The sequence below is a fragment of the Pseudomonas sp. FP2294 genome (assembly GCF_030687625.1).
In the GTDB taxonomy this organism is placed as follows: Bacteria; Pseudomonadota; Gammaproteobacteria; order Pseudomonadales; family Pseudomonadaceae; genus Aquipseudomonas; species Aquipseudomonas shahriarae.
Map to the genome: position 1 here is coordinate 796288 of NZ_CP117441.1, position 19970 is coordinate 816257.

17 protein-coding genes and 1 pseudogene are annotated in these 19970 nt (G+C 59.5%); 6 read left to right on the plus strand and 12 right to left on the minus strand.

Annotated features, from left to right (window positions below):
• Positions 1-6: 6 nt before the first annotated feature.
• Positions 7-1446 carry a YfcC family protein gene (locus PSH73_RS03380; RefSeq protein ID WP_305461928.1) on the minus strand — a complete coding sequence of 480 codons (1440 nt, stop codon included), beginning with the start codon at positions 1444-1446 and terminating at the stop codon, positions 7-9.
• A 197-nt stretch (positions 1447-1643) separates the two neighbouring features.
• Positions 1644-2546 carry a LysR family transcriptional regulator gene (locus tag PSH73_RS03385; RefSeq protein ID WP_115127344.1) on the minus strand — a complete coding sequence of 301 codons (903 nt, stop codon included), beginning with the start codon at positions 2544-2546 and terminating at the stop codon, positions 1644-1646.
• A 172-nt stretch (positions 2547-2718) separates the two neighbouring features.
• On the opposite strand from PSH73_RS03385, the gene PSH73_RS03390 reads away from it, so the two are divergent.
• The gene (locus PSH73_RS03390; protein WP_057440205.1) at positions 2719-3942 is read left to right on the plus strand and encodes an OprD family porin; all 1224 of its coding nucleotides are present in this window, start codon (positions 2719-2721) and stop codon (positions 3940-3942) included.
• Between the two features lie 3 nt (positions 3943-3945).
• On the opposite strand, the gene PSH73_RS03395 is transcribed toward PSH73_RS03390, so the two are convergent.
• Complete coding sequence (locus PSH73_RS03395; protein WP_186625317.1) at positions 3946-5361, minus strand: glycosyltransferase family 39 protein; 1416 nt, start codon at positions 5359-5361, stop codon at positions 3946-3948.
• 193 nt (positions 5362-5554) lie between these two features.
• On the opposite strand from PSH73_RS03395, the gene PSH73_RS03400 reads away from it, so the two are divergent.
• The 3 genes from PSH73_RS03400 (at position 5555) to PSH73_RS03410 (ending at position 8862) form a co-directional block, all read left to right on the plus strand.
• Complete coding sequence (locus PSH73_RS03400) at positions 5555-6013, plus strand: GNAT family N-acetyltransferase (protein WP_305461932.1); 459 nt, start codon at positions 5555-5557, stop codon at positions 6011-6013.
• A 90-nt stretch (positions 6014-6103) separates the two neighbouring features.
• On the plus strand, positions 6104-7606 hold the full coding sequence (locus tag PSH73_RS03405) for a PLP-dependent aminotransferase family protein (RefSeq protein ID WP_057960607.1): 1503 nt from the start codon (positions 6104-6106) through the stop codon (positions 7604-7606).
• Between the two features lie 53 nt (positions 7607-7659).
• Positions 7660-8862, plus strand: a complete 1203-nt coding sequence (locus PSH73_RS03410) for a benzoate/H(+) symporter BenE family transporter (RefSeq protein WP_057960606.1) — start codon at positions 7660-7662, stop codon at positions 8860-8862.
• Here the strand turns inward: PSH73_RS03410 and PSH73_RS03415 are convergent.
• The 9 genes from PSH73_RS03415 to PSH73_RS03455 form a co-directional block, all read right to left on the minus strand.
• A complete protein-coding gene (locus tag PSH73_RS03415) occupies positions 8859-9362 on the minus strand; it encodes a hypothetical protein (protein WP_057960605.1) in 504 nt (167 codons plus the stop codon). The genes PSH73_RS03410 and PSH73_RS03415 overlap by 4 nt on opposite strands.
• 177 nt (positions 9363-9539) lie before the next feature.
• The gene (gene dsdC, locus PSH73_RS03420; protein ID WP_057960604.1) at positions 9540-10475 is read right to left on the minus strand and encodes a DNA-binding transcriptional regulator DsdC; all 936 of its coding nucleotides are present in this window, start codon (positions 10473-10475) and stop codon (positions 9540-9542) included.
• Between the two features lie 33 nt (positions 10476-10508).
• A complete protein-coding gene (locus tag PSH73_RS03425) occupies positions 10509-11864 on the minus strand; it encodes a D-serine ammonia-lyase (protein WP_057960603.1) in 1356 nt (451 codons plus the stop codon).
• Positions 11865-11890: 26 nt separating this feature from the next.
• A complete protein-coding gene (locus PSH73_RS03430; RefSeq protein WP_057960602.1) occupies positions 11891-13234 on the minus strand; it encodes a gluconate:H+ symporter in 1344 nt (447 codons plus the stop codon).
• A 262-nt stretch (positions 13235-13496) separates the two neighbouring features.
• A complete protein-coding gene (locus PSH73_RS03435; RefSeq protein WP_057960601.1) occupies positions 13497-14438 on the minus strand; it encodes a bifunctional oligoribonuclease/PAP phosphatase NrnA in 942 nt (313 codons plus the stop codon).
• The gene (locus PSH73_RS03440; RefSeq protein ID WP_057960600.1) at positions 14435-15631 is read right to left on the minus strand and encodes a cysteine desulfurase family protein; all 1197 of its coding nucleotides are present in this window, start codon (positions 15629-15631) and stop codon (positions 14435-14437) included. The genes PSH73_RS03435 and PSH73_RS03440 overlap by 4 nt, the downstream gene beginning before the upstream one ends.
• Positions 15632-15704: 73 nt before the next feature.
• Complete coding sequence (locus PSH73_RS03445; protein WP_057960599.1) at positions 15705-16475, minus strand: sulfite exporter TauE/SafE family protein; 771 nt, start codon at positions 16473-16475, stop codon at positions 15705-15707.
• A gap of 1 nt (position 16476) precedes the next feature.
• Positions 16477-17526, minus strand: a complete 1050-nt coding sequence (selD, locus tag PSH73_RS03450; protein WP_057960598.1) for a selenide, water dikinase SelD — start codon at positions 17524-17526, stop codon at positions 16477-16479.
• A gap of 148 nt (positions 17527-17674) precedes the next feature.
• Entirely contained in the window at positions 17675-18286 is a 612-nt protein-coding gene (locus PSH73_RS03455) for a GNAT family N-acetyltransferase (RefSeq protein ID WP_305461936.1), read from the minus strand.
• Between the two features lie 157 nt (positions 18287-18443).
• Between PSH73_RS03455 and PSH73_RS03460 the strand changes: the two genes are divergently transcribed.
• Together PSH73_RS03460 and PSH73_RS26935 are read left to right on the plus strand one after the other, a co-directional pair.
• A complete protein-coding gene (locus tag PSH73_RS03460) occupies positions 18444-19298 on the plus strand; it encodes an AraC family transcriptional regulator (RefSeq protein WP_305461937.1) in 855 nt (284 codons plus the stop codon).
• A gap of 499 nt (positions 19299-19797) precedes the next feature.
• Positions 19798-19932 (plus strand): annotated as a pseudogene (locus PSH73_RS26935) (IS5/IS1182 family transposase); the annotation flags it as partial.
• Positions 19933-19970: the final 38 nt, after the last annotated feature.

Consider the following 19970-nt stretch of genomic DNA (forward strand, 5'->3'; position numbering starts at 1 on the left):
ATCGACTCAGTATCCGGTTTGCACGGCAATGGCCAGCAGCACCATCGCCAGTACCGCATAGATCAGGAACAGCGGCAGGATGTAGCGCGCCCATTGGCCCCAGCCGACGTTGGCGGTGGCCAGCAGCACCAGCAGGCCGCTGGAGGTCGGGGTGATCATGTTGGTCAGGCCGTTGCCCATCAAAAAGGCAAACACCGTGGTTTGCGGGCTGACCCCGGACAACTGGCCCAGTGGCCCGAAGATCGGCATGGTCACCGCGGCCTGGCCGGAGGTGGAGGGGATCAGCACGTCCAGCCCCAGTTGTGCGAAGAACATGCCGTAGGCCGAGACCACCGGCCCGTGGTCGCCCACCAGGTTGGCCAGGCTGTTGACGATGGTGTCCAGCACCTGGCCGGTGCTGAGGATGATTTCCACGGCGGTCGCTAGGCCGATCAGGACGCCGGCGATCAGCACCTTCTTCATCCCATCGACAAACGCGCTGGCAGCAGTGCTCGCGGCCAGGCCGGCGATCACAGCGAAGGCCACGGTCAGCAGCAGGTAGAACGCCGACAGCTCATGGTATTTCCAGCCCCAGCGGTTCGAGGCATACACCAGGAAGCCGATGCCGCCACCCAGCACCAGCAGGTTCAGCAGGTGGCGAATAGGCAGGGGTTTGCTTTCGAAGGTGATCTGCGCGCTGGCATCAAAGCCGTGCTTGCGAATGCTCCACAGCACAAACGCGATACCCACCAACAGGAAGGTGCAATAGGCCGCGACGCGCATGCTCAAGCCGCTGAAGATCGGCAGGCCGACCATCGGCTGGGCCACGGACAAGGCCACCGGGTTGGAGATGGACGCCAGGTAGCCGATCTTCACCGAGATGGTGACGATGGCCAGGCCAATCAGGTTCGACAGCCCCAGGCGGTTGGCCATGGCCACCATCAACGGCACGATCAGGATGAACTCCTTGGCCAGCCCCATAAAGGTACTGCCGGCGGAAAACACCAGCATCAGGCTCGGCACCAGCACGTAGATATTGCCTCGTGTCATACCTAGCAGGCGCTCCAGCCCGGCGTCGATCACCCCGGCCTTGTTCAGCACGCCGAACATGCCGCCGATGAACAGCACCATGAAAATCAGCGCCGCCCGCTTTTCGATGCCTTGGGGAATGGCCATGAAACCTTCCACCAACGATACCGGGCGGGCCGTTGTGTCACCGGCCTTGCGGGGTTCCAGGGAGAACAGTTGGCTGAAGGAATCCTGCTTTTCCAGCACCTGATACGAGCCCGGCACCACCAGGCCATTCTGGCGCTGGAACTTGCCGGCATTCACCGCGTAGGTGAAGGCGACGGCGAGCAGGACGATACTCAGCAGAATGATCGCCGGGTTGATTTGCTTGCGTTGCACGGGTTTGTCTGCGGCCGCCTCGGTGGGCGGCGGGGTACGGAGGATCTGCGGTTCGGTCATGCTGGCGGCCCCGGCGCGGCCCCCGTCTGAGCGGGGTGCGTGCGCTGTTATTGTTGTGGGTAGTGACGCTTGGTTGGGCGGACACTAGGGCATCGCGCGCAGGCCCACAACGTTATGCGTGGTGCGGGTTGGGGTATGCGTTTTACGCAGCGCTCGGGATGCCGAGAGGGGATTCTGGTCTCCGACCGCGCAGAGGGTTACGGGATTTTCGCAATGGGATTCAGGCGCTGCTTGAGGTGCTCGGCAAATGCCGTTACCAACTGCGGGCGCGGTTCGTCGGCACGAAATGCCAGGCCAAATTCATAGGGCAATGCCGGGCGAAACGGCCGGCTGACAATCGGCAGGTGCATGAAGTGGCTGGCCAGCAGGCCATTGACGATCGACACCCCCAGGCCTTCGGCGACAAAGCTGCAGGCGGCGCCCACCGAGTGCACTTCGACCCGTACCTGGGGCGTCAGGTTGGCGGCGCGGAACATCTGGTTCAACTCGGTACGCACTGCCCGTTGCCGGCCCAGCATCACCAACGGCACATTGCGCAGATGCTGCACCTCGATGAACGGGTGGCGGCTCAGTGGATGGTCGGCCGGCATCACGCACACGCCTTCGGTGTGCAGTACCGGCTCGATATCAAAGTCGGGGATCTCGGTGGGCAGGCGCACAAAACCCAGGTCGGCGGAGCGGTCCAGCACGGCGCGCTCGATCATGTCGTAGGAACCGGTCAGCAGTTCGACCACGGTGTCGTCATGGTCCTTGAGAAAGTCCGCAACAATACGCGGCAACAATTCCTGGGTCATGCTGGTGGGCACGCCGACTTTAAGCAGGCTTTTGCGTGAGCGGCCGACGCGCATTTCGTCCGCCAGACGCTGGATCCGCTGCATGCCGTCCACTAGGCCGGCGACTTCGGTGAGCAGTTCCTCGGCCTCTGGCGTGGCCATCAACCGGCCCTTTTTGCGCAGGAACAGGGCAAACCCCAGGGCGTCTTCCAACTGGCTCAACAGGCGGCTGACCGCAGACTGCGACAAGCCCATACGGGTGGCTGCGCCGATGGTCGAGCCGGTGGACATGATCGCCTTGAAGGCTTCGAGTTGTTTGAGATTCACCGTGGATTTCCTGTCGAAGGGCGGCTTTGCGCATAGCGTCATGCGCTTCTCGCATAACGTTGTGGGGCGTTCGGCAAGCCGTTAGTGTCCGCCCCAATGTGACCTGGCGTCCAGCCTGGCACACGGAGCAACTGCCCATAAAAATCGACAATACGGCATTGAGGAAACAGTTATGCGTGAGCTTTTCACCAGGGGTGGCGTGGTCACCGTCGGGGTGCTGGCGAGTCTGTCGCCGTCGCTGATGGCCCAGGGGTTCTGGGAGGATTCCCATGGCAAGCTGACCCTGCGCAATTACTATTTCAACGACGGTTATCGTGACGGTGGCGAGGACCGCAAGGAATGGGCGCAAGGCTTTTTGCTCAACCTGCAGTCGGGCTACACCGAGGGCACCGTCGGCTTTGGCCTGGATGCCCAGGGGCTGTCGGGGATCAAGCTCGACTCCAGCCGCACCCACGCCGGCACCGGTTTGTTGCCGGTCCACGATGATGGGCGCGCCGCCAATGAATTCTCCAGCCTCGGCGTGACCGCAAAAATGCGCATCGGCGCGGCCGTGGTGAAAACCGGCACCTTGCTGCCCAAGATCCCGGTACTGGTGCATAACGATGGGCGCCTGCTACCCCAGACATTTCGCGGCACCCAGGTCGAATACACGGGCATCCGCAACCTGTACCTGCACAGCGGGCACCTGGATCAATTCAAACTGCGTAACTCCAGCGACAGCGTGGATATTTATCCACAGGGCTACAGCGGCAAAAAGGGCAGCGACTTCGATTTCGCCGGCGCCACCTATGCCTTCACGCCTACGCTCAGTGGCACCTGGTACTACGGGGAAATGCGCGAGTTCTATCGTCAGCAATTCCTCGGCCTGGTGCATAAGCAGCCGTTGGGCGCGGGGAGCCTGACCAGTGACTTGCGCTACTTCATCAGCAATGAGGCCGGCGAGGCGCGTAACGGCAAGGTCGACAGCGACATGTTCAGTGGTCTGTTCACCTATCGGCTGGGGCCGCAGGCGTTGGGTGTGGGTTACCAGAAAGTCAGTGGCGACACCGCGCTGCCCTATGCCAGCGTGTCCACGGTGTACTCGTTCAGCAACGCCGGGGTCGGCAAGTTCATCCAGGCCGGTGAGCAAACCTGGATGCTGCGCTATGACTACGATTTTGCCGCTGTGCTGCCGGGCCTGAGCTTTATGACCCGTTACTACAAGGGCCAGAACGGCGACTTCAAGGGCCGCGAAGCCCGTGAGTGGGAGTCCGACACCCACCTGCGCTACGTGATCCAGGACAGCACCCTCAAAGGCCTGGGCGTGGAGTTACGCAAGGCCACCTACCGTTCCACCTATGCCAGTGACCGCGATAACTACCGGGTCTACCTGACGTACGATTTGGCGCTTTGGTAGGCCTTACTGCTCGACAAAGGAGTAGGGCCGGCTGCCCACGGTGATCTGCTTGAGAGCGGTGACCGGGGTGGTCAGTTGCTCGATACGGTCCAGCAACGCCAGGTTGCCCGGCCTGGCATCGAGATAGGCACGCAGTTGTGCCTCGGTCTGCAGGATCGGCAAGTTGTTCTGGGTGTAAAACACGGTGGCGCCGGCCACACGCTCGTTGGGCTGGTACAGCACCACCGTGTGGCCTTGGGCCTGAAATGCCTGGATTTGGCGGGTCAGCGGTACAAAGGACTCACGCCGGTCGGCCTTGGGCGCATACCAGAGAGCAGCGCCCAGGTAGCAGGCAATCAGCACGGCAAACACGCCGCTGATCAAGCCACGGCGATAGGCGGGCACGCGGCTGAGCAGAACCGCGCCATATTCGGCCGCGAGGACCGCCGCCGCCGGGGTCAGGGCCATCAGATACACGATGCGTTTGCTCGAGGCGAAGGTCAGCAGGGTAAATTGCGCGACCAGCCACAGGCTGAAAAACAGCAGGTACCGATTGCTCGCCAGGCTTTTGCGAAAGTGCCACAGGCCCAGGTACACCAGGATATTCCACGGCAAAAAGGCCTCGGGCAGTTTGGCCAGGTAGTAGTAGATCGGCTCGTAATGCCCGGCTTCGACGAAGGAGCCGCTGAAACGTCCGACGCTGTTGGTCCACAACACCTCACCGACCGCCTGCATCCCACCCCGTTGATACAGAAACCCCAGCCAGATAAACAGCGGCACCAGCGCCAGTAGAGTGAACATGCCCGGGCGCAGCCATTGGCCGGGCCGCACGCGCTTGTCCAACAGGCTGGTGCAGGCCAGGTAGGCAAAAATCACAATGCCCGGCATCGCCAGGCCCAGCACGCCTTTGCTCAAGGTGGCGATGGCCATCCCCAAGGTAAACAGCAGCCATGTGCCGATATTGGCGCCGGGCTGGGACTCCGGGCGGGTGGCCTGGTAGAAGGCGAGCAGCGCCAGGGTCACGCCGAGGCTGAGCAACGCATCCTCACCCACGCCGCGCACGTTGCTCCAGTAACTGGCCATGGTCGCCAGCACTAGCGCGGCGCCAAACGCCAGGGACGTAGGCCGGCCGAAGCGGCGCAGCATGCCGTACAGCAGCATCACACTGAACAACCCGGCAAACGCCGAGGCCAGTCGTACCGCGCCGGTGCTGGCGCCAAACAGGCGGATCGCCCCGGCATCCAGCCATAGGCTCAGGGGTGGTTTTTCCAGGAAGGGTTCACCGAACAGGCGCGGCACCACCCAGTCATTGTCCAGGTGCATGGCCATGGCAATCCCGGCCACTCGGGCTTCGGTGGAGCCTTGCAACTCGTGATTGCCCAGGGCCACGAAGAACAGCAGACCGGCAAGCAGCAGCAACAGCGGGGCAGGGCGTGTCATGGGGTGAGTTACCGGATGCTAGGGGGCAGCGTTGGAGTATACGAAGGCAATCCTTAACGAATTGTGAACGGAGTGCCCGTTGCGGATTGGCCTGCCAGGTGGTCTGGAAGTGGTCGGTTCGCCGCCGCCTTGGAAACCTACCATTGCCGGGTCCCGATCCATCCCGGAACGGGCTTCCCGATAGGAGAACGCGATGAGTAACGATCCACAGGCAATCGTGGTCAGGGCAGTGCAACCTGAAGACTATGAGCAATGGCTGCAACTGTGGCTGGCGTACCAGGACTTTTATCAAGTCAGCCTGGATGAGACCACCACCCGCACTGCCTTCAGCCGCTTGCTCGATACCAATGAAGCCATGGCATGTGCCGTGGCGGTGCAGGGCGATGAGTTGGTGGGGCTGGTGCATGCGCTGTTGCATCGTTCGACCTGGGCGGTCGCCGACTTCTGCTACCTCGAAGACCTGTACGTGGCCCCCACGGTACGCGGCGGCGGTACCGGCAAACTGTTGATCGAATGGGTCCAGCGCTATGCGCAACACCAGGGCTGCGCCCGGTTGTACTGGCATACCCAGCAGACCAACAAGCGTGCGCAGAAACTCTACAACTGGATCGCCGAGGACTCGGGCTGCATTGAGTATCGGATGGCTCTGTAACACCCGACGGCAAAGCTCGCCGATATTGCTCGTGGACATATCGGCGGCATCGCACAAAGATGCATGCTTTTTTACCCCTTGGCCAAGTCAATGACCCACAACCTTGAACTGGACACGCTGAAGATCCGCCTGACGGACCCCAAGCTGGCCTCCCTGGATTTGCGTGTGCGGGTGCAGCGCGTGCTGCGTCAGCTGATCCTGGAGGGCATTCTTGCGCCCGGCAGTCGGTTGCCCGCCACGCGTACGTTGGGCAAGTCACTGGGCATTTCCCGGGATACCGTAGAAATGGCCTACGTCCAACTGCAACTGGACGGTTACCTGTGCCGGCGTGAAGGTTCGGGTAGCTACGTTTCCGAGAAGATCGGGCCGAGCCTGCTGGGCGCGCGCAAGCGCCAGCCAGTGGTGGCGAACCAGGTCGCGGCGCTGAGTGCCAGGGGCGCGCAGATCCTTGCCAGCGGCGGGGTGACCGACCAACAGGTGGTCAAGGCGTTTGCCACAGGGCTGCCGGAAACGCGGACCTTCCCCGTGGGCATCTGGGAGCGCCTGCACCGCCAGGCATTGAAGGATTACCGCCCGAACCTGCTATTGCATGGCGACCCGCAAGGCGCCGAACCCCTGCGCCAGGCCATCGCCGACTACCTGAACCTGGAGCGCGGGGCGCGGGTCACGCCGGATCAGGTGCTGGTGCTGTCGAGTACGCGTCAGGCCCTGTATTTGTGCGCACAGGTGCTGGTGGATGAAGGCCAGCCGATCCTGATGGAAGACCCCGGTTACTTCGGCGCCCGCAAGGCGTTTGAAATGTCCCAGCTCAAGGTGGTACCGGTTGCGGTGGACGCCAAAGGCCTGTGTATCGACGCCCTGCGCGCCGACCGCAGCGGCGCCAACGCCGTGTATGTCACGCCGTCCCATCAATACCCCACAGGCGCCACCCTGGCGCTGGAGCGGCGCCTGGACCTGATCGCCTGGGCCGAGCAGCGCCAAGGCTGGATTATCGAGGACGACTACGACAGCCAGTTTCACTATGAAGGCTTGCCGACCGCCTGTGTGCAGGGCCTGGACAGCTCCCAGCGCACGATCTACCTCGGCACCTTCAGCAAATCCCTGTACCCCGGCTTGCGCATGGGTTTTATGGTGCTGCCCCGGGAGTTGGTCAAACCCATGACCTACGCCCGCAGCATCCTCGACGGCCATACCCCGCAAATCGCCCAACTGACCCTGGCGCGGTTTATGAACGACGGGCATTTCGGCAGCCATATCCGCGCAATGCGCAAAATCTACGGCGAGCGACGTGATGCCATGGCCGAGGCGGTGGAGCGCCACTTGAGCCATGTGGTCACCGCCAGCTTGCCGCCCGGGGGCTTACAGTTGCCTTGTGTGCTGCATGAGGGATGGTCGGAGCTGGAGACGATTCGCCAGGCGGCGCGGGTGGGTATCCAGTTGCCGGGCCTGACGCGGCTTTATGCCCGGCCACCGGCACGGGGCGGCTGGCTGCTGGGGTTCTCGGCGCTGACGCCCAGTGAAATCGAGAGTGCCTGCCGGCAGTTGGCCAAGGTGCTCAAGAGTGGTCTGGCGCAAGGCGGCGAAGTGGACTGAAAGGGCGGGCCGGTGCTTGTTAGCCTGTGCGGCCTCAACACAAGGAACGCGCCATGAACCGACCCGCCCCACGCCTACGCCTCGCCGACTACCTGTCCCCCAGCATCAGCGCGCTGATTTCGGTCATCGTCAATTACGCGGGCACCTTTGTCCTGGTGTTCCAGGCTGCCCACCTGGCGCAGTTGAGCGCGGCGCAAACCGCTTCCTGGGTCTGGTCGGTGAGTATCGGCGTGGGCGTGACCGGCGCGTGGTTGAGCTACCGCTACCGCGAGCCGATCATCACGGCGTGGTCGACGCCGGGGGTGGCCTTTCTGGCGACGGTCATGCCGTTTACACCGTATGCCGAAGTGATCGGTGCTTATGTGATGTGTGCCCTCGGTTTTATCGTGCTGGGCCTGAGTGGTGCGTTTGAGCGCTTGGTGCGGCTGATCCCCGGTGGCATTGCGGCGGGTTTGCTGGCGGGGATTCTCCTGCAGTTTGGTGTGGCGGCCTTTGGTGGCGCCAGTGCGGACCCGCTGCTGGTGATTGTTCTGGTGGTGTCCTACGCGGTGCTGCGCCGCTTCACTTCACGGTATGCGATGGTCGGGATTCTGTTGATTGGCCTGGGGCTGCTGCTCGCCCAGCAGCGCCTTGACCTGCACAGCCTGGAGCTGCAACTGGCCGCCCCGGTGTTTGAAATGCCGCACTTTTCCATCGCGGCGTTTTTTGGCGTGGCCTTGCCGCTGTTCGTGATTACCCTGACCGGGCAATACATCCCCGGCATGCTGGTGCTGCGCAACGACGGGTTCAAGACCAGCGCCAACCCGATCATCACCGTCACCGGCCTGGGGTCTTTGTTGATGGCACCGTTCGGCGCCCACGCGTTCAATGTCGCAGCGATTACGGCGGCGATCTGCACCGGGCGCGATACCCATCAGGACCCGTCCAAACGCTACATCGCCGGGTTGGTGTGTGGGGCGCTGTACATCCTGGTCGGGGTGTTTGGCGTGACGTTGGCAACCTTGTTCATGGTCCTGCCCCGCGCGTTTATCACCACCTTGGCGGGCCTGGCGCTGCTCGGCGCCATCGGTTCAAGCCTGGCCAATGCGATGGCCGATACACGCACCCGGGAAACCGCGTTGATCACCTTTTTGGCAACGGCGGCCAATGTCACGTTGCTGGGCATTGGCGGCGCGTTCTGGGGGCTGGTGGCGGGGTTGCTGGTGCATGGGGTGATTCACGGTGGGCGCCGGGTTGAGACGCGTGCGGCGGGCTAAAGGAGTTCGGCGCGCTTCACCGTGATACCCAACGGGCCACTGCGCTTTTCGACCCTGACCTTGCCACCCGCCCTAAGCGCATCCGGGTGGCAGATTTTTATATGTTTTTCGAGTTCTCGATCGTAGACCTGCAACCCGCTGCACCGCTTGCCGCCGGAGGTGTATTCGTAGCGGGCGATGTAATCACCCGGTCTTGTGCTGGAAAAAAACACAAGCAATGACAACACGAAAAATTCTGCCACGGCGATAACGGCGAGCGCCGAGATCGCCTCTTCCAGCGAGTCCATTATTGTAAATTTGAGGCGCGGATTCCTGCGCCGCACCCCCAGCACAAATGCCACCGCAGCCAAAAGGGGCGATGTCACCAGGCAGATCATCACGCTCAACGTATTGAAGTACACGATGCGGTCGAGCCAGAACACCCATAACCCGATTGTTGCCACGAAAAGTAGTACGCCCAGACCGACGAGCAGGCGTGTAGAGGTCAGCGGTCTTCTCAATTCAAATGGCTTCCATGCATAACAAAAGGGCGTAAACGCGACAGGTACAGCGCAGGAGTATAAGCATCGCCGGGCCTCTAACAAGGGGCTTGGCATGGACGCTTGCCGTTAGCTGTCAGCCTGAAATCACCGCGATGGCGCGCGCGTTGTTCTCGGGTTTAGCTGCCTTGGCACACCTCAACCCCGGGCTTGTTCGACCAGCCAGTCGATCAGCGCCTTGAGCCGTCTGGGCAGGGTTTCGTGGGCGGGGTGGACCAGATAGTAGCCATAGTTGAACGCCTCCCTGAACCCGCCGAACGGCAGCACCAGTTCGCCATCTTGCACACGCTTGCGCACCAGTTGCTCACGGCCAATGGCCACGCCGGCATGGTTGATCGCCGCGAGGGTGCTCAAGTCGGAGCGGTCAAAGGTCATGAAGCGGCTTGGCAACTCACTGCTGTCGCCCACCGCATCCAGCCATAAACGCCATTCTGCATCGAATGAAATGTTGTCCCACGCCGCCACATCGTGCAGCACCGTGCACTGTGCCAGGCGTTCCGGATGCCCGATCAAGCCATGGGCCTGGGCATATTGCGGGCTGCACACTGGGGCAATCCGCTCGGGCATCAGGCGCAGGCTTTCCAGGCCCGGATGCTCTCCGTTGGAGTAGCACAGCACCAGGTCGATGCGCCGGGTGCGGTAGTCGATCGGTTCGTTGCCGACCCGCACATCCAGTTGAATCCCGGGATAGCGTGCGGTGAAATCGGCCAGCCTGGGGACCAGCCAGCATTGCGCGACGGAGGGCCGTGCGTAAAAGCACAGCTGGCCTTCGATCTGGCTGTCGGAGCGTTCTTGCACGGCCTCGGACAGGGTGTCCATGGTGTGCTGCATGACCTTGAAAATCCGCTCGCCGTCATCGGTCAGGTCGACCTTGCGCGGCAAGCGATGGAACAGCTTGAGCGACAGTTCTTCTTCCAGGCGCGCTATGCGGTGACTGACCGCACTGGCGGTCAGGCACAGCTCGTCAGCGGCGCGGGCAAAGCTGAGGTGGCGGGCGGCGACCAGGAAGGTATGCAGGTTGGACAGGTGGGCGCCGGTGAGCTTCGGCGCTTTGCCCAGGCCAAGTGCTGCCATGTGGGTGTCCCTCTTCGCGTCAACCGCCGGCGATCAACGATGGATTGTGGTTTGCAGTGCGCGCCCCTTATCCAGGTAGGTGGCGAACTCTTCGGCGGGAACCATGCTGCCGCCGGTGCCCCAGATCAAGTGCGTGGCGCTGGCCAACTGTGCCGCCGAGACGCCAATGCGCTGCAAATACTGCGCGTCCTTGAGCACCCGCACAATGCCTGGCGCGCCGGCCAGGGCCGAAGGTTCGAGTTTTACCCCTTCAAGGTCGTGGGCGAGGAACATCAGGCGGTAGAGTTCTTCGTCGGTGACGGTGTAGTAGCCATCGACCAGGCGCTGCATCGCCTTGCCGACGAAGCCGGAGGGGCGGCCCACTGCCAGGCCGTCAGCTGCGGTGACATTGTCGATGCCGAAGTCCTGCACGCTCACCTGGTCATGCAGCCCGGTATACACACCGAGCAGCATGCATGGCGAGTGGGTCGGTTCGGCAAACACACAGTGCACGGCATCGCCAAACGCCAGCTTCAAGCCAAACGCCACGCCACCAGGGCCGCCGCCAACACCACAGGGCAGATACACGAACAGCGGATGCTCGGCGTCCACCCGCACCCCGGCCACTTCAAATTGCCGGGCCAGGCGCTCGGCGGCCACGGCATAGCCGAGGAACAGGTGGGGCGAGTTTTCATCGTCGATGAAATAGCAGGCCGGATCGTTTTGCGCCTGTTGGCGGCCGTTTTCCACGGCCACGCTGTAGTCGGAGGCGTACTCCACCACCGTCACGCCGCTGGCGCGCAGTTTGTCCTTCTTCCATTGGCGCGCATCCGAGGACATGTGCACCGTCGCCTGGAAACCCAGCTTGGCGCTGATGATGCCGATGGACAGGCCAAGGTTGCCGGTGGAGCCCACGGCGATTTTGTACTGGCTGAAAAACCCCAGTGCGCGCTCGTCGGCCAAGGTTGCGTAGTTATCGTCGAGGGTAATCAAGCCTGCCTGCAGGGCCAGGTCTTCAGCGTGCTTGAGCACTTCATGAATACCGCCACGGGCCTTGATCGAGCCGGAGATCGGCAAGTCGCAGTCTTTTTTCAGCCACAGCGCGCCGCTGTCGGGGAGGGCGGCTTCGCTCAACAGCGCGTGCTGCATGGCCTTCAGCGGCTGGATCGCGGACTCGATGATGCCACCCGCCGCCGCCGTCTCCGGGAACACCTTGGCGAGGTAGGGCGCGAAGCGAAGCAGGCGCGCGCTGGCGTCTTGTACATCCTCCAGGGTCAGGCCGACATCCTCAAGCGCTACAGCGGCCGGGGCGATCGCGGGGTTGAACCAACTGAGCGGCTCAAGTGCGACCAATTGCTGGATAACGGGATGGCTTGCATACCAGGCGTCTAGGGTTTTGCCTTGAATCATGGGAACTGCCTTTGGAGTGGGGTTCATCACACAAACCGGGAAAGGATGAGAGTAAAGACCAGGGCTGCCACCGAGGCGAGCACGGTGGCGCCGGTGAATTTCTTGAGGGCTTCGGAGAGGGAAATCCCCAGGTACTCTTTTACGACCCAGAACGCCGAGTCGGTCACGTGGGTCCAGCCGATGGCGCCGGCACCGATGGCGATCACCAGGATCTCGGGGCTGTATTGTGGGTTCTGTCCGAGGATCGGCAGCACCATGCCGGCGGTGCTGATCATGGCCACGGTGGCCGAGCCCACGGCGAAGTGCATCAGCCCGGCGATCAACCACGCGAGGATGATCGGGTTGATGTTGGACTGGCCCAGCACGTCCGCCAGGACTTTGCCGATGCCGCTGCCGACCAGCATGTCGTTGAACGCGCCGCCGGCGCCGATCACCAGCAGAATACCGGCCAGCGGCGGGAAGCAGCGGTGGGTCAGGTCGAGCAAATCGCCCATGCCCAGCCCACGGCGCAGGCCCAGGGACCAGTAGGCAAAGCAAATCGACAGCGCCAGGGCAATCAGCGGGTTACCTATGAAGGAAATCCACTCAAACGCCATCGAGCCTTTGGCCAGCAAGGGGATGGCCAGGGTTTTGCCGACCATCAGCGCCAAGGGCAACAGCACGGTGATCATCGCCATCGCGAAACTGGGGGCCTGGCTGTCGTCGATGCTCCCCTCACCACGCTCAGCCAAAAACTGCGCCTGGTTGGCCGGGGCCTGCCGCGCACAAGTCAGCTTGACCCAGATCGGCCCGGCGATCACGGCAGTGGGCAAGCCGACGATCAGCCCGTACAAAATCACCTTGCCGATATCGGCATTGAGCATGCCGGTAATGGCCGTGGCGGCGGGGTGCGGCGGCAGGATGCAATGCACCACCATCAGCGAAGTCGCCAGCGGTACACCCAGGTACAACAGGTTAATCCGAGTCTGACGGGCAACCACATAAATCAGCGGGATCAGCAGCACAAATCCCACCTCGAAGAACACCGGAATCCCGGCGATAAAGCCCACCAGCATCATCGCCCACGCGGCGTTCTGCTCACCCAGCAGCCGCAGCAGCGTGGTCGCAATGCGCTTGGCGCCGCCAGACTCCTCCAGCAACTTGCCGAGGATACTGCCCAACCCAATGATGCCGGCAAGAAACCCGAGCGTGCTGCCCATGCCCTTCTCAAATGCCGAGACAATCGCGGTGGGAGTCATGCCCGTGCCGACCCCCACCAGCAGACTGGCGGCGATCAGGGCCAGGAACGGATGCACACGGCATTTACCGATCAGCACGACAATCAACAGAATGGACGCGCCAAGGATCAATAGAGAAAAGGTAGGGGACATGGGTGGGTCTGCTCCATCGCAGTTATTGTTAGTTGTTTGCGATGGATTAGATTTCAGGCCTATGGCGGGGACAAACGATGATTCGTCAGGCGCTAGCTGACGCCTGTTCACTTATGGCCAGGGGCGGCCGATTGCATGACAATGCGCGGCGCCTGCGTAATTGTCAGGTCATTACAGGAGGATGTATTGCCCTGGCCCTGACGGGGTGCACCGTCAGCGGCGTCAATGAAATTGCGCATGATCCCCAGCCACGGCAGCCTCTTTAACTGCCGCGAAGGCTTGTTGGAACAACGCAGGTGCGCGCCAACCCCAACTTCAACAGCTCCTTACGCAGTAGCGGGCACTCAAGGACAGCCATTCCGGCCTGCCATTGGATCGACAGCAAATGGCTCAACTTTTGTTGGCTGGCCAAGGGCTCAGCCAGAAAGTAGCTTTTGCACTCGCTGATACTGATGACGTTCAACAGCCAGTCTTCACCCTGCGCGGCCATCCAGTGGGCGAGCGTTGACCGATGCGTTTGGATCAGCGCACTGGCATCCCACACCGCCATCTGCGCGAAAACCTGCGGCAGGTTGCTATCGGCTTTCAGCCGCTTCATATCAACCGCCAACGCGCCAATCAAGTCTGACTCGATAGTGGCTTGACACTCGCGCAAGTACCGCTCGGGCCAGCCCGCATCCAGTTTCGCCCGCCGTGCGAGGACTTCATAAGCCCGGATATCCGATTGGGTGGTCAACTGCCCGGTGAAATTCAGGGTATTGTCCAGAATAGCCGTGGCCAGCAACGCAGCACTTTTTTCGCTTATTAGCGGCAACAGCTCCAACGCTTCCCAACGCTGAAAAATCAGGGTCGCCGCTGCGCCGATTGGCAGGATGTCTGCCGCAGAACCGAGCTTCTGCGCCCAATAGTTTTCAAAGCCTGGGTGATGGTCAATGACTTCCACCACCTGTTCAGGAACCACCACCGGGTCGAAATAGTGGTAGTCGGAGACATCCACCAACACGAACTCATCACCCGCTCTCGGCAGATAGTCATCCAGAGATGACTGCCATCCGAGCACAGTCCTGGAGATGCTGGCATTGAGCGGGGCGCTACTGACGGCCCGAGCCTCAATGCCTTGGCGATTCAACAGCTCGGCGTACGCAATGCAGCAGGCATACGCATCGATGTCCAGGTACGCCGAGCCTGAGGTCACCACCCTCATAACACGTGGGCCACAGCGTGAGCTGCCGAGACAGTTGAAGACAGCTTCAGCGCTTGAGCGATCCCCTCCAGAATCCGCTCATACGCGAATTGACAATGTTCTTCGTCGATGGAAATGCGCACCGTGGCCCCGGCGATCTGCTCGGAATATCCCAGTTGTGTAACCGTGTTGGACAGGCTGAGTGTCTTGTCCGAGCATGCCGACCCACCGGTTATGTAGATCGACTGCCTGTTCAAGGCAAGCTGCAGTTTTTTTGTATTGACGCCCGGCAATGCAATAAAGCTCACACACGGTACACGCGGTGCTTGCTGACCGATCACGACCACTTCGCCCAGCATCGCTTGCAGCTTAGATTCAAATGTTTCCCGGCTCTGTTGTACCGCGACTTTACCGTTGCCGTATTTGTGCTGTTTCTCCTGCAACGCAGTTTCAATCGAAAGAATGCCCGGATAGTTCTGAGTACCACCGCGCAACCCGCCTTCCTGGCCACCGCCAACAATTAATGGCGACAAACCGTAGCGGTTTCTGGCGTATAGAAAACCGGCACCGGGCAACGCTCCGAACTTGTGTCCTGACGCAATAGCGAAATCAACGCCGGATGCGTGCAGATCCACAGGGATTTTGCCGATGGCCTGGGTCATGTCCGAAAATAGCAAACCACCCCCAGCCTTCACTTGTCGGGCGATTGCTTCGATCGGTTGAATCACGCCGGTTTCGTTATGCACCGCCATAACGCAAACCAATGTCGGGCGACCTGCATGGGTGCGGAGCAGCTGTTCCAATTGTGCAGTGTCGAGCAGTCCGTTCATTTGATGCCCGATCGCTATGGATTGCAGACCTTCCAGACCGTAGCGGTTTATGTTCTGCAGGGTGCAGGAGTGTTCGATCGCTGAGTACAGCACCAAGGGTTGCTCATGTTTGTAGCGTTCGAAAAAATCATGAAACACCTGGCTACAGCCCTCACTGGAGCCGCTGTTGAAAATCAGGCAGTCGGCGTCCACTTTCAAAAGGCTGGCGATGCGGCCACGCGCCCGTTCGACTCGTTCGAGCAATTGAACGCCGAGGGCGTGATTGGCGTTGGGGTTGGCGCATTGGCGGGTCGAGAACAACGCCTGAAGCATGTTGCTGACAGCCATTGAAACCGGTGCCGAACCACAGACGTCGGCATAAACTGCATCCACAGCAATATCCATATCAAACACTTCCAGTTTTCTGTTTTATGTCATTCAGGATGCTGCTCGCATAATGCGAACAGAGACTCACGGGTCAAACAATAAGGCGCAGCATGAGCTGGATCGAGCACAGCAAAACGAAAGCATTCAGTGCCTGTTTCAGATGCCCTGAGTCCAGCCGATGAGAAAGCATGGCTCCGAGGAAACCACCCACCACTATCCCCAGTACCAATTCACCGGTGTAGCCGAGAAAGTCCATGGTGGAGCCCACTCTGCCGAGTAAAGCCCCACTTGCTCCGATGATTCCGATCAGCGCCGAGGTCGAAATGGCCTGCTTTATCTGCAGACCAAACAAGCTGATCAGTACAGGCAGGTAGATGAACCCGCCGCCCTGGCCGACCAGCCCGCACAATACGCCAAGCACCAGCCCTATCAGTGGCAACGACAGCGATTGATGGTTGCACAACAGGGCCACCGGTCTATGGAACAGATGCGTCACCAACAGCGACATCAACCCCAGCAGCCCGAAGACGAACAGGATGAAGTTTTCGCTGAATGCATCAGCATGGAGAGAGGCAAAAAAGTTGGCGACAGCCATCGGTACAGCAAAGCTTCTGATCACTCGCCAATCCGGCTGAAACTTGATGCGGTGCAGCGCGAACGACACGAGGGACGAAAAGAAGCCTTGTGCGGAAGAAAGTCCCGTCACGACTTCAATCGGCAGTTTCTGACCGGACAAGATCGGGTAAATCAGCACCAACAGGGGCGTCACGATGATGCCCCCACCGATACCGAACAGACCTGACATGAAACCAGCCACCATGCCCACACCGACCATAACCGGGTAGATTGTCACGGCTACCATCTCAGCAGACCTTGATCTTGCCGGTCCCTTCCGTCATCCGACCGATAACAATCAGATCAGGGCAAAGCGCCTGCCACTTCTGATGGTTCTTTTCAAACCCTTCGGCACTCACCGTGAACAGCAAACCGCCATTCGTTTGCGGATCATGCAACAGAAACTTTCTAGCTAATGGAGGATCAGTCAGGTACTCCACGTTCTGCGCGTACTTTTTAATGTTAGAGAAAATACCGCTGTCAGCTGAAGTCACCGCCACTGCCAATGACTCTGTGCCGTCATAAAAAACCAGACCGCTTGTATCCAGGTCAACATCCAGTTGCCCCAGCCCGACCATCTCACTGATATGGCCGATCAAACCGAACCCCGTGATATCAGTCAAACTGCTCACCTCAGGGCTTTCGCTCAGCGTGCGGCCAAACGCGTTGTTGCCGGTAATCTGGGCAAGCGTCGACGCAGCAATATCCTTTTGTTCAATCACTCCGCTCTTCAGGGCATTGGCGAGGATGCCGACACCGATCGGACGCGTCATGACCAGCAAATCACCGGCCCTGGCCGTGTTGTTTTTCTTCAAACGGTGTTTTTCCACCTCGCCAATGATCGAGAAGCCGTACAAGGGCTGGCTGTTCTTGATCGTATGACCACCGACGATGCTGACATTGAACCTGTTCATCACCGACTGGGCGCCAAGGATCATCTGCGTAACTTGCTCGACCGAAACCTGTTCCGGGTCGAACGCCATGATCGAGTTGGCAATAAGCGGACTCCCGCCTGAAGCAAAGATATCGCTTACAGCATTGCTGGCTGCCAATTGGCCGAAGATATAAGGATCGTTGACTATCGGAGAGAAAAAATCGGTGGTGAATAACAGATATTTTTCACCTGCGTCATAGACGGCGCAATCGTCAGAAGACTCAAAGCCCAACACCACCTTGTCATCCGAAACCGTATTGGCTGCTGCAGTTTGCGACAGAATCTTCGTTAACACACTGGATGGGATCTTGCACCCGCACCCACCACTCTCAGATTTATCCATGATCTGACAAAACATCGACATCGACTTTCCTTAGAATCCATTTTCCATAATTAAAACAGCGTATTAGCGTGCTAAAGCATACTGTTATGCCCTATTTCCGCCGACAAAACTCGCATGGTTTCATTGCAGAAATATGACGAAATGGGGGTGTTTCGATGTCATGTGGATGTCAGCGAGCAATGGTGTGCTTGGCTGCGGGGTCAGGGTAGGCAGAGTTTCTTGTTACTTCAGACCCAGTCATTTTCTGTTCCAGCCATTCTTGGTAGGTGATGCGGCTGATGTGTTCCGTCCGATAGTCTTGGAGGAGCTGGTTATATTTGTTTTCTTCGGTGTGATGAAAGCGAAAGCCACACTTCGATTGAGCAGCATGGGATTGGATGTTGTCGGCGAAGTAACCACACCAAAGTGCTTTGAGGTTCAGGTTTTCAAAAGCGTGTCGCATCACTTCACGCACTGCTTCCGGAATCAGGCCTTTGCCCCAGTAAGGCACGCCGATCCAGTAGGCTATTTCACCTTCCTGCTCACTGATTTCAAAATTGCTGTTGCTACCTATGAGAATGCCCACACAACCAACAGCACGGCGATTTTCTTTCAATTCGACCGCGTACACCTCTGGGTGATTGAAGACTGTGCGGATGATGTCGGCACTGTTCTCCACACTGGTGTGCGGAGGCCAGCCAGCGATGGGGCCGACTCGGGTGTCTTTGGCATATTCGTATAGATCGGCGGCGTCCGTGTCCTGCCAGGGACGCAGCAAGAGGCGTTCTGTTTTAAGTGTCATGGCCTGTACTCGTAATGGATTGGTGCGTGCGGGACAGAGTATTGGGAGACAGACCATCGGTACACGCTAGTACCTCGGCTTTTTCGGTACTTTTCAAAACAGTTTCACCAGGCGCTGATACGATTGTGGCACTTGTTTGTTGTAGCGCTGGGGCACTATGCATCACATTCCGAAACTTTCCGCTCCTGACGAATCGATGCGGATGGGAGAAACCACGCTCGCGCAAGGGCTAGGTTTACCGCTTTCCTTCGGTCATGCTTACTTGACGCTGCTGGTATGCCTCTGCGGTAGTGCCCACTTCACTCTCAACTTCAAAGAGCATGCGGTCAGGCGCGGTGGTGTGATGCTGCTGGCTGAAGACACGATTGCCCTGCTCAAACGTCGCTCGCGCCGCTTCAAGGTGTTTTTCTGCCTTATGCCGAAAAACTTTGCAGCGGAGGTTGCCTACCCACTGCCAAATACCTTGTTCGTATTTCTGCATGACCATCCTCATTGCGTCCCATCCAAGGACGACATGCCGCTGATAGAGGGGTGGGTGACGCAGATGCGGAACATTGCGCAGACCTGCCCCACCTACCAACGCATCATGTTGCGCAATCAACTGCAGAACCTCTTTTTGAAAATAGCCGAGCAACTTCCAGCCAACCAAATAGAGAACAGGGGATTCAGCAGGAAGGAAATGCTCAGTTGGCGCTTCTGGGAATTGATAGGCAAACACTGCATCCGCCACCGAGATGTGAAGTTCTACGCCGACGCACTGAGTATCACACCGTTCTACCTGTCGCAGTTGACCAAAGCGTTTTTCAATGAGACCCCCAAGGGCCTGATCGATCGGCAAGTAACCTTGGAAATCAAGGCTCTCCTTTCATACAGTGACTTGGCTATTGGCCGTGTGGCCGACGAACTGAACTTCGCCGACGCATCTTACTTGTGTCGCTACTTCAAGCGCCAAACGGGGATTTCGCTCTCCCGTTACCGTAAGCACAAGAGGGAGGAGGGCGGGCAGGACTGACCTGCGGTCGAAATAGCGGAGGGAAGGCGCACGAACAATGCGCGGCAGCAGAACCTGCGTGCGATCGCCTACCCGCGCCGGCATGGTGTTTGCTGACGTGCTCAAGCGCGCGGACCCAAGCCGAGGTAGGGGAGTGACGTGTGAGCGGGCTTATGATGGGCTTGGGGAGTAGGGATTGAGTTCGGTCGGCAGAACGCCGTAGATGGATGTTGCTGAAAAGCTGCTGAGACTTGCGTGAATCTGTATCAACCCACAACGATTTTCAGGAGCTTCTAATGTTCCAGACGCAGAGAAAACCGTATTTGGCGGGCTTCTTTGGTGTTTCAAATGGCAGGGGTGAGCTGAATTGATTGCCCAGTAAATTGATTTAAAAGGGTATTTTTTTGTTTGGAGATGTACTTGGAATACCGTTTGGAATAACGCAAGGATCGCGTTGATGACGCGGAGAGGACGGTGGGTGCCGAGTTGCCCTCCATTAACTCTCAATAGTAGCCACCCGGTGAGTCGGGTGAGCTTTTCAGATTTGGAGTACGTCTGTAAGCGTAAGCAAACGTGCCGTGAGCGTTTCCTGGCCGAGATGATTGAAATCAGCACCTTAGCCGTATGTCGATACTGGCTCGAAGCTATCCAACCGGTTAAGGTGTGGCATTGATCACATATACCTCACAGGGA